The organism is uncultured Streptomyces sp. (assembly GCF_947488945.1).
Taxonomy (GTDB): domain Bacteria; phylum Actinomycetota; class Actinomycetes; order Streptomycetales; family Streptomycetaceae; genus Streptomyces.
Genome location: NZ_CANLBS010000016.1, coordinates 185,391 through 196,534 on the forward strand (window position 1 = coordinate 185,391; position 11,144 = coordinate 196,534).

General features: G+C 73.6%; 5 protein-coding genes. 4 read left to right on the plus strand and 1 reads right to left on the minus strand.

What is annotated here, in order from left to right:
• The first annotated feature begins 4 nt into the window (after window positions 1-4).
• Together Q0994_RS23960 and Q0994_RS23965 are read left to right on the plus strand one after the other, a co-directional pair.
• Window positions 5-1,117 carry an AAA family ATPase gene (locus Q0994_RS23960; protein ID WP_299538170.1) on the plus strand — a complete coding sequence of 371 codons (1,113 nt, stop codon included), beginning with the start codon at window positions 5-7 and terminating at the stop codon, window positions 1,115-1,117.
• The gene (locus Q0994_RS23965) at window positions 1,114-3,930 is read left to right on the plus strand and encodes a DUF5682 family protein (protein ID WP_299538171.1); all 2,817 of its coding nucleotides are present in this window, start codon (window positions 1,114-1,116) and stop codon (window positions 3,928-3,930) included. The genes Q0994_RS23960 and Q0994_RS23965 overlap by 4 nt, the downstream gene beginning before the upstream one ends.
• Window positions 3,931-4,249: 319 nt before the next feature.
• On the opposite strand, the gene Q0994_RS23970 is transcribed toward Q0994_RS23965, so the two are convergent.
• On the minus strand, window positions 4,250-5,011 hold the full coding sequence (locus tag Q0994_RS23970) for a thioesterase II family protein (RefSeq protein WP_299538172.1): 762 nt from the start codon (window positions 5,009-5,011) through the stop codon (window positions 4,250-4,252).
• 384 nt (window positions 5,012-5,395) lie between these two features.
• Here Q0994_RS23970 and Q0994_RS23975 point away from each other — a divergent pair, with 384 nt between their 5' ends.
• Window positions 5,396-6,667: a cytochrome P450 gene (locus Q0994_RS23975; protein ID WP_299538173.1), complete on the plus strand. Its 1,272-nt coding sequence runs from the start codon at window positions 5,396-5,398 to the stop codon at window positions 6,665-6,667.
• Between the two features lie 139 nt (window positions 6,668-6,806).
• A partial coding sequence (locus Q0994_RS23980; RefSeq protein WP_299538174.1) for a type I polyketide synthase occupies window positions 6,807-11,144 on the plus strand: 4,338 nt, incomplete at its 3' end.

Below are 11,144 nucleotides of genomic sequence, written 5' to 3' on the forward strand. Positions count from 1 at the left end.
TGTCATGTCCGACCTGTTGCGCGCTCCCGCCGAGATCAAGTACGCCGAGGAACTCGACTGGCTGGAGTCCGTGGACGACAGCCCCAAGCCGTTCTCCTGGCGGCTTTCCCCGAAGATGGTCCGGCTCTTCATCCTGGGCTCCGAGCGCTCGGACGGCCTGGACCGGGAGATCTCCCAGAAGTGGTTCGGCGACCGCAGTTTCGTCGAGCGCTCCATCGTCACCCTGGCCTCCGACCGAGGCCTCCTGCTCATCGGTGACCCCGGCACCGGCAAGAGCTGGCTGGCGGAGCTGCTGTCCGCCGCGATCAGCCGCAACTCCACCCTGGTCGTCCAGGGCACCGCCGGCACCACCGAGGACCACATCAAGTACTCCTGGAACGTCTCCATGGTCATCGCCAAGGGCCAGTCCCGTGCCTCCATGATCCCCTCTCCGATCATGACCGCGATGGAGACCGGCACCATCGGCCGCTTCGAGGAACTCACCCGCTCCACCAGCGACGTCCAGGACGCCCTGATCTCCATCCTGTCGGAGAAGTACGTCTCCGTCCCCGAACTCGACAGCGAGAACATCGTCTTCGCCAAGCCCGGGTTCTCGGTCATCGCCACCGCCAACAGCCGGGACCGGGGAGTCAACGACCTGTCCTCCGCGCTCAAGCGGCGCTTCAACTTCGTCCGGATCCCCGTGGTGACGAACAAGAAGAGCGAGGCGGAGATCGTCCGCTTCCGCACCGAGGAACTGCTCCGCCGCCACCGCATCGAGCTGGAGGTGCCCCCGACCCTGCTCGACGTCCTGCTGCAGAGCTTCGCGGACCTCCGCGCCTCGGCCGCGGCCGCGGGCAGCGACGACGAGAAGCTGGAGTCGGCGCTCTCCACCGCCGAGCAGATCGGCGTGCTGGAGGACGCCATCCTGCACGGCAACTTCTTCGGCGAGCGCGACCTGACCGCCCGCACCCTGGCGACCTCCCTCGTCGGCTCCCTGGCCCGCCGGGAGCCCGAGGACCTTGCCATCCTCAACAAGTATCTGCACGGCGTCGTCGAGCCCCGCAGCAGGGAAGAGGGAGGCTCCTGGCCGGAGTTCCTGGAGGGCGGCCGCGACGCGATCGCCACCCTCTCGTGAACGCCCCGGCGGCCGAAGGGACGTTCGGCGTCCTGCGCGCCCAGCTCCAGGACGCGGCGACAGCCTTCGCCGGCGGACCCGACGCCCTGGAGGAGATCCTGCTCGGCATGGTCGACGACGTAGGCCGCGCGGTGGACGAGCCCCTGGAGATCTTCCCCGTCTGCCACCACTCGCCCGCCTCCGCGATCGCCATGGCCCGCCGCCTGCGGGAGAAGCGGCCCAAGGTCGTGTACCTGGAGCTGTGCGAGGACATGGCCCCGCTGCTGACCGAACTCCGCAACTGCCGACTGCCGGTGGCCGTCCAGGCGTTCGCGACCGAGGTGGACGGTTTCCCGGCCGAGTGGTCCCCGCTCTCCGTGGTCGCGCCGATCACCGAGGCGTCGGCCGAGTACCAGGCCATCGCCTACGCGCTGGACACACCGGGCGTCGAACTCGTCCTCGTCGACAGATCCTCGGACCACGTCTACCAATGGGACGCCCGCAGCCGCGACGACGCAGCGGCCGGCTCCGACGCCCCGCGCACGGAGGACGAGTCCGCCCTGCACGGCGAGGCCGTGGGCATCGAGATGGGCGACCTGCGCCCGCGCTTCGCCGAACTGGAGGAACACCTGCTGCGCCACGGCAAGGTGCGGCACTGGTCGGAGTGGTGGCACCAGTACGTCGAACTGCCGCTCGGCGACAGCGACCACGACACCTACCGGCAGGTCATGTTCCTCATCGGGAGCCTCTTCCGCCGGCTCGCGCCCGGCGACCCGCACCGGACCCGGGTGGACGAGGACCGCGAGCGCCACATGTGGACCCGGATGCGGGAACACCTGAACGCCACCGGCACCGACCCCGACGACTGCCTGTACGTCTGCGGCGCCTTCCACGCCGCCAGCCGGGTCGCCGAGTTCGGGGTGCACGGCACCGACACGTTCACCGTCACGCCGCGCACCGCCACCGTCTGGCAGCACGGCCTGATCCCGTCCAGCCACACCGCGATCGAGGCGCAGTTCGGGCTGGCCCCCGGGTCGGTGTCGATCGCCGCGACCGTCTGGGCGGCCAACCTCAGACGGACCCGGGTGGAGCCGTTCCGGCTGACCGGACAGGCCGGCACCAGGAAGAGCGGCGCCGGGCGGAAGACGGCCACGAGGAAACCGACGGCCGTCCCGGTGACCGCCGAAACCGGGCCCGCGGACCGGCTGACCGGATTCCTCCGACGGCCACCCGTCCTCGACCCGCTGGACGAGGCCGAACTGCTCGGCTGGTCGGTGGAGATCGTGCGCGCGGCCCGCCGCAACGGCTACCTCGCCTCCACGGCCGACGCCATCGCCGTCTTCGAGACGTCGATCCTGCTGGCGGGCATGCGCGACCGGGCCAGGCCCACGCCGTACGACTTCCAGGACGCGGCGGTCACCTGCATCGAGAAGGACTCCGTCCCCGGCCGGCGCGACGTGCGCCGACTGGTGGAGATCATGATGGGCGGCGACCGGATCGGCCAGGTCGGCTACGACGCGCTGCCGCCCCTCGCCCGCGACGTCCACGACCGGCTCGAACCGCTCGGCCTCGCCCTCCAGCAGCGCGGGGTGCGACGGGCCCTGCTGGACATCGCCGGCCGGCCGGAGCTGGAGAAGTGCTCCGACGTGCTCTGGATGCTGCGTCGCCTGCTGCCGCACGGCGCCGCACGGCCGATCATGGGCGACCGCACACTCGGCGAGCGGCCGATCCAGGAGTCCTGGGACCTGGCGCTCGGCACCCACCAGCGCGCCCTCATCGAACTCGGCTACGAGGGCGTCAGCATCGAGCAGGTGCTGGAACAGCGGTTGCGCCGCACGGCCTACGACCCCGAGGCCACCGCCGCGACCGTGCTCGGCACCGTCGAGGACGCCACCCTGTACCTCCGCGGCCGCCGGCTGCCGGACGAACTCGGCACCCGCGCGCTGGACGTCCTGTCGGCGGAGCGGACGGTCGACGGCGCACCCGAGGTGCTGCGCAGGGTGCGGCGGCTGCTGGCGTACTACCGGATCTCCGAGCCGGTGCTGCCGCCGTGGATCGAGTCCTTCGTCAAGACCGGGTACGCGCACTACTGCACCCTGCTGCCGACGGCGTTCACCGACGAGGACTCCGCCGTCCGCCAGGTGGCGGCGATGCTCGGATTCCTGTTCAGCATGGAGGGCCTGGCGCTGTCGCTCGGGTGCGACCGGGCCCAACTCGAGCTCGCGGTGGCGCAGTCGCATCCAGGGGACCCCTCGCGCACGGCTCTGCTGTGGGCGGCACAGGTGCACCTCGGCACGCTGTCCCGGACGGAGCTGCGGAGCCGGTGCGACGAACTCCTCGACAACCCGATGGTGGTTCCGGCCTACCCGCGCTATCTCAGCGGGTTCGTGCACGCCCTGGAACCCGTGCCGGGGCTGACGGACCTGGTGGTGGAGGCGGTCTCGAAGGCCTTCGGACGGCTGCCCGACCCGGTGCTGCTGCCCTGGCTGCCCACTCTGATCCGTACCCTGCGGGCGGACGGCGCCGAGCTGGCGCCGCTGATGATCCGGGAGGCGGGGCGTCTCTTCCCCGGCAGACTCGCGGACCTCGACGCCTGGACCCCTCCGTGGGCGGCGGCGGCCGGCACGGAAGCGGCGCGGCCGGAGGCGATACCGGCCGGGGCCGCCGGCAACCCGCTGCTGACCGCCCATCCGGCCACCTGCGACGCAGTGGCGGGCCTGCTGGGCTGCACGGGGGAGTGGGAGACGGGTCCGGCCCCCTCTCCGGCGGCCGCGCTCGTCGGCCGCCACCCGGCGACGGCCGAGGCGGTGGGCGCGCTGCTGGCCGGGACGTGAAGCACGCGGGGGCGGGCGGTGGGCCGGGCTGAGGCTACCGCCAGCGAGGCACGCGGCGGCGGGCCGGGCCGGGGGCGGCTCCGGGCTGCGGCGGTCGGCTCGGCGCCGGAGCCCGGTACGGACGCCGGGCGCGTTGCAGCCGACCCCGAGCCCCGAGCCCTGTGATCCGGCCACCGTGACCCGTGGCCCGCCTCCCGGAGCCCGCCTCCCGTGCCCCGCGACCCGACCACCGTGCCCGCGGCCCTGACGGCTCGGGTGGCGGCGCTGCCGGGCCCGGCCCGGAGACCGGGCAGTCCGTCAGCGGCCGGTCAGCGACCCGTCAGTGGCCCGCGACCGGCGCGAGCCGGCCGGCGATCTCGTCGATGACCGCGGGGGCGTGCGCGTTGAGGTAGAAGTGGCCGCCGGGGTAGACGACCATGTCGAACGCGCCGTCGGTGTGCTCCGCCCAGCGCCGCACCTCGTCGGTCGTCGCCTTGGGGTCGGAGTCGCCCGTGAGGGCGATGACCGGGGTGGCGAGCTGCGGGCCCGGACGGTAGCGGTAGGTCTCCGCCGCCTTGTAGTCCGCACGGATCGACGGCAGCACCATGCGCAGGATCTCGTCGTCGTCCAGCACCTGGGACTCGGTGCCGTTCAGCCGCTTGATCTCCGCGATGAGGCCGTCGTCGTCCCGCAGGTGCACCCGCTCGTCGCGTGCGGCGACCGGGGCCCGCCGCCCCGACGCGAACAGCGCCACCGGCTTGACCCCTCGCGCCTCCAGACGCAGCGCCAGCTCGAACGCCACCGAGGCGCCCATGCTGTGGCCGAAGAGGGCGAGAGGCTTGTCCAGCCACGGCTCCACGACGTCGGCCAGCCGGTCGGCCAGCTCGTCGACGGATTCCAGACACGGCTCGTTGCGCCGGTCCTGACGGCCCGGATACTGCACGGACAGGGCCTCCACCCTCGGGGCGAGGCGCTTGGAGACCGGGAAGAAGTAGCTCGCGGACCCGCCGGCGTGCGGCAGGCAGAGCAGCCGTACCGGAGCCTCGGGTGCGGGGTGGAAGCGGCGCACCCACAGGTCGCTCGCGTCAGCGGTCGCTGCCATCGGTGTTCGTCTCCCCTTCGACGGTGTGCATCGCCCCCGCTGCCGGCCCACGTCGTCACGGGGCCGGCACGACCGTGCCGCCCCGCGGAGCGGCGTGTGCGCGCGGGCGAGACCCCGACGATCGCAGTGCACCCCGCCCACGTGCAACCCCTCACCCCGCACGACGCCGGGGCAGCCGCACGCGCCCCGCCGCGACGGCCGACGGCACCCCCACGGCCACCCGGCCACCGGGCGGAGTCCCCAGGGCCGTCCCACGGCACCACCCGCTCCGCCCGGCCGTCGGATCTTCCCGCGACCGTTAGGGGTTGAGGTTAGGGGTGCGTACGCCGGTAGCGTGGCGGCCAGGCGTCGTGGGCGTCCGGATACGTGCGTTGGGGTGGCGGAATGACGGATCTCGGGGCGGAACGGCGGGCCCATGCCCAGGCCACCGTCGTACAGGAATTCCTGCGGTCGTCGGCCGAACGCGGTGATCCGTACGCCAAGATCCTGATGATGCCGGACGACCCGTACCCGCTGTACGAGGAGGTCCGCGCGCGCGGGCCGTTGTACAGGAGCGACACCGGCGTATGGACGACCGCCAGCCACCGGGTCGCGAACCAGGTGCTCCGGGACAAGCGCTTCGGGGTGCGCCGCGCCGACGGCACCAAGGCCCCCGAGTTCCTGCCGTTCGACAATTCGATGCTGGGCCTCGACCCGCCCGACCACACCCGGCTGAGGAAGCTCGCCGTGCCCTCGCTCAACCCGCGTCGGCTCGCCCACTGGCTCCCGCACGTGGAGCGCTTCACGGACGAACTCCTCGACGACATGCTGAAGGGCCGCAACGAGGTCAACTTCATGCGGGCCTTCGCCCAGCAACTGCCGCTGCGGGTCATCGGCGACCTGGTCGGCATCCCCCCGCACCACCGGCGCACCTTCTTCCGGCTGAGCCGGAGGATGGCCTACCTCCTCGACGGCGTCGCCTCGGTGGAGGTGGCCCGCGACGTGGTGGCGGCCACCGACGAGATGACTGCGATGTTCCGCGACATCATCGGGGAGCGTCGGGCCGAACCGCGTGAGGACCTGATCAGCGACCTGCTGCCCGCCGTCGACGACGGGCGGATGACCATGGAGGAAATGGTCCCCCTCTGCATGTTCTTGCCGCTGGCCGGCACGGAGACCACCGTCAATCTCATCGGCAACGCGCTCAAGACCCTCCTCGAACACCCCGAGCAGTGGGCGATGCTGACCGCCGACCCCTCGCTCGCGCCCGCCGTCGTACGGGAGACGCTGCGCCACGAGACGCCCGTCCAGCAGTACCGGCGGCTCGCCCACACCGACATCGAGATCGAGGGCCGGGTGATCGCCGCGGGCGAGGAACTCGCGATCTGCGCGGGCGGTGCCAACCGGGACCCGGACGTCTACCCGGACCCCGGCCGCTTCGACATCACCCGCGACCCGGGGCCGGAGAACCTCTCCTTCTCCGCCGGCATCCACTTCTGCCTCGGCGCCGCGCTGGCCCGCATGGAGTCCGAAGTGGCGCTGTCCGCCATCGCCGCCCGGCTCCCCGCCATCCGCCGCGTCGGCCCGGTGCGCCGCCGGGGCTCCTTCATCATCCGCGGCATGCTGCAGTTCCCCGTCGCCCTGCGGCCGGCCTCCGCCGGGGCGGAGCCGAGATAAGGGGCGGCCCGCCTGACTAGGGGTTGTCCGCCCGAGTGCCGCGTCCTTAGCGTGCGGACGCGGGTGTCGTGGAACGGCGCCCGCGGCATCGCGGTTCCGGGTGCGCCGGCCGATCGGGCGCTTGTGGAGGTCCCAGCACATGGCAGACGAAGAGACCCTCCGCGGTTACCTCAAGCTCGTCACGGCGGACCTGCGCCAGACACGGCAGAGGCTGCGCGACCGCGAGGCCGCCGACGAGGAACCCATCGCCATCGTCGGCATGAGCTGCCGCTACCCCGGTGGTGTGAACTCCCCGGCCGACCTGTGGCGGCTGGTCGCCGAGGGACGCGACGCCGTCTCCGGATTCCCGGTGGACCGGGGCTGGGACCTCGACCGTCTCTTCGACGCCGACCCCGACCGGGCCGGTCACAGCTACGTCCGCGAGGGCGGATTCGTCCACGACGGCACGGAGTTCGACGCCGAGTTCTTCGGGATCTCCCCGCGTGAGGCCCTCAGCATGGACCCGCAGCAGCGGCTGCTGCTGCGGGCGGCCTGGGAGGCGTTCGAACACGCCGGCATCGACCCGCTGGCCCTGCGCGGCAGCCGCACCGGTGTCTTCGCCGGAACCAACGACCAGAGCTACCAGCGACTGCTGTCCGGTGAACCCGGCACGGAGGGCTACCGGCTGACCGGCGGCGCCACCGCCGTGGTCTCCGGCCGTGTGTCGTACACCCTCGGCCTGGAGGGGCCGGCGGTCACGGTGGACACCGCGTGCTCGTCCTCACTCGTCGCGCTGCACCTGGCGTGCCAGTCGCTGCGCACCGGCGAGAGCACCCTGGCCCTCGCGGGCGGCGTCACGGTGATGGCCACCCCCGGCGTCTTCACCGAGTTCAGCCGGCAGCGCGGCCTGTCCGCCGACGGGCGCTGCCGCTCGTTCTCCGCAGACGCGGACGGCACCGGCTGGTCCGAGGGCGTCGGCCTGCTGTTGGTGGAGCGGCTGTCCGACGCCCGCCGCCACGGCCACGAGGTGCTCGCCCTGGTGCGGGGCTCCGGAGTGAACCAGGACGGCGCGTCCAACGGACTCACCGCCCCGAACGGCCCCTCCCAGCAGCGCGTCATCCTGCAGGCGCTGGCGGGCGCCCGGCTGTCCCCGGCGGATGTGGACGCGGTGGAGGCGCACGGTACCGGCACCCGCCTCGGTGACCCGATCGAGGCCCAGGCCCTGCTGGCGGCGTACGGCGAAGGCCGGCCCGCCGACCGACCGCTGTGGCTGGGCTCGGTGAAGTCGAACATCGGCCACGCGCAGGCCGCCGCAGGCGTCGCGGGCGTCATCAAGATGGTGGAGGCGCTCCGGCACGAGGAACTGCCCCGCACCCTGCACGTGGGGGAGCGGACCCCGCACGTCGACTGGTCGGCCGGTGGCGTCGAACTGCTCACCGAGAACCGTCCCTGGCCGAAGGGCGACTCGCCGCGCCGGGCCGGCGTCTCGTCGTTCGGCGTGAGCGGCACCAACGTGCACACCATCATCGAGGAGGCGCCCGCCCCCGACCCGACGGACGCCCCCGCGGACGTCCCGACGAACGCTCCGGCGGATGCCGCGGACGCCACGGACGCCACGGACGCCACGGCGGGCCGTGCGGACACCGCCCCCGGCGGTCCCGCCGCGGACACGCCGGTCCCGTGGCTGTTGTCGGGGCGTTCCACCGAGGCCCTGCGCCGCCAGGCCGAGCGCCTGCTGCCGGTCGCCGCCGCCGCCGACCCGCTGGACCTCGGCCGTTCGCTGGCGACCACCCGCGCCGCCCTCGAACACCGGGCCGTCGTGCTGGGCGCCGACCGGACGGCCCTGCTGGCGGGCCTTCGCGCGCTGGCCGACGGGGAGGAGTCCCCGTCCGTCGTCCGTGAGGAGACCGGGAGCGGCGCACTCGCGTTCCTGTTCACCGGTCAGGGGTCGCAGCGGGCGGGGATGGGGCGCGGGTTGTACGGGGCGTTTCCGGTGTTCGCGGAGGCGTTCGACGCGGTGTGCGCACGGGTGGACGTCGGTCTCGAACGGCCTTTGCGGGAGGTGGTGTTCGGGGACGACGCCGCTGCCGTGAACCGGACCGGTTGTGCGCAGCCTGCGTTGTTCGCGGTGCAGGTGGCGTTGTTCCGGCTGGTCGAGTCGTGGGGGGTCGTCCCGGATGCGCTGATCGGCCACTCCATCGGTGAGGTGGCGGCGGCGCACGTGGCGGGGATTCTGTCGCTGGACGACGCGTGTGCGCTGGTGTCGGCGCGTGCGCGGTTGATGGAAGCGTTGCCCGAAGGCGGGGCGATGCTTGCGGTGGAGGCGGCCGAGGCAGAGGTCGAACTCCCGGACGGGGTGGACCTGGCGGCGGTGAACGGCCCGTCCTCGCTCACCGTTTCCGGCGACGAGGAGGCGATCGCCGCTCTGGAGTCCCGGCTGCGGGCGGAGGGGCGGAAGGTGAAGCGGCTGTCGGTGTCGCATGCCTTCCACTCGCACCTGATGGAGCCGATGCTCGCCGAATTCGCGGAGGTCGCCGGGTCGTTGACGTATCACGCTCCGACGGTCCCGTTCACGGCGACCGCGCCCGGAGATCCGGCCACCCCGGCCTACTGGGTGGGTCAGGTCCGCGAGCCGGTGCGGTTCGCCGAGGCGCTCGCCGCGCTGCCCGAGGTGCGTACCTTCCTCGAACTCGGGCCGGACGGTGTGCTGTCCGCGCTGGTGCAGGGCCTGGACGCGGACGCCGTCGCCGTGCCGTTGCTCCGCGCCGGCCCGGACGAACCGGCCGAGACCCTGCGGGCCGTCGCCACCGCGTACGGCCGGGGAGCCGCGCTCGACCGTGCCGCCCTGTTCGCCGGACGCGGCGGTGTGCGCGTACCCCTGCCCACGTATGCCTTCGCTCCCGACCGCTACTGGCCGACCGGCATCTCGTGGGCCGGTGACGTCACCTCCGCCGGGCTCGGCGCCACCGGGCACCCGCTGCTCGGTGCCGGCATCGGCCTCGCGGACGAGGACGGCTACCTCTTCACCGCCCGGCTCGCCCCCGTCTCCCAGCCCTGGCTGACCGACCACCTGGTGCACGGCCGGGTGGTGCTGCCCGGCACCGCGTTCGTCGAACTCGCCCTGCGCGCCGGTGAACAGGCCGGTGCGGAGCGGCTCGACGAACTCGTCCTGGAAACCGCCCTGGTGGTTCCCGAGAACGGTGCGGTACAGATCCAGGTGTCCGTCGGAGCGGCGGACGACGCCGGCCGGCGGACCCTCACCGTCCACTCGCGTCCCGAGGACCCCGACGCTCCGGGCGGCTGGTCGGACCGCGCCTGGACCCGGAACGCGACCGGCGTACTCGCCCCCCGGCCGCGCACCGTCACCGAGGACCGCGAACTGGCGGGCGCCTGGCCGCCGGACGGGACGACCGCCGCCGACCCGGCCGTGCTCTACGAGCGCCTCGCCGCCGCCGGTCTCGTCTACGGGGACGTGTTCCGCGGCGTCCGCGCGGCCTGGACCCGCGGCGAGGACGTCTATGCCGAGCTGGTCCTGCCGGGTGGTGGAGCGGAGGGATACGGGCTGCATCCCGCCCTGCTGGACGCCGCACTGCAGGCGGCCGCCGTGCGCGGCGGCGACGACGAGGCAGGTGTGCCGTTCTCCTGGTCGGGCGTGTCCCTGTGGGCTTCCGGGGCGACCACGCTGCGGGCCCGGATCTCGCCGGCCGGCGAGGCGGACGGTGTGCGCGTGGTCGCCGTCGACGCGTCGGGCAGCCCGGTGGTCACCGTCGAGCGCGTCCTCACCCGGCCCGCCCCCGCCCTCGGCGCCGAGGCCGCGCCGGCCTTCGACGACCTCTACCGTCTCGACTGGGTACCTGCTCCCACCGTCGGCACCGCCCCCGCCGTGGGCGCCCACGAGGCCCCCGTCCTCGCCGTACTCGGCACGGGCCTGGACACCGTCGCCCGCCGGGCCGACTCGCTCGACGCCCTCGCCGCCGACGGCTCGCGGCCGGACGGTTCCGAGCCGTTCGACCACGTCGTCGTGTCCGCCTGCGGCCCGGACGGGGTGTCGTCCCCCGGTGGCGACGCGGCACCCGACCGCGTCACCGAGGTCCTCGCGCACCTCCAGGGCTGGCTCGCCGACCCGCGGTTCGAGCGGTCCCGACTGGTCGTGGCGACCCGCGGCGCCACCCAGGCCGTTCCCCGCGACACCGTTCCCGACCCGGCGGGCGCCGCCGTGTGGGGGCTGGTGCGCTCCGCCCAGTCCGAACACCCCGGCCGCGTCGTGCTGGTCGACCTCGACCCCCACCCCACCGGCCGCGCCGACGACGCGACCGCGCTCGCCCTCGCCCTGGCCACCGGCGAACCGCAGGTCGCGGTACGCGGCGAAGCGGTGCTCGCCGCCCGCCTCGCCCGCGCCGACCGCGGACTGCTCCCGCCCTCGGGGGAGTGGCGGGTGGATGTGGGGGAGCGGGGGTCGTTGGAGGGGTTGTGTCTGGTGCCGGTCGCCGAGGGTGTG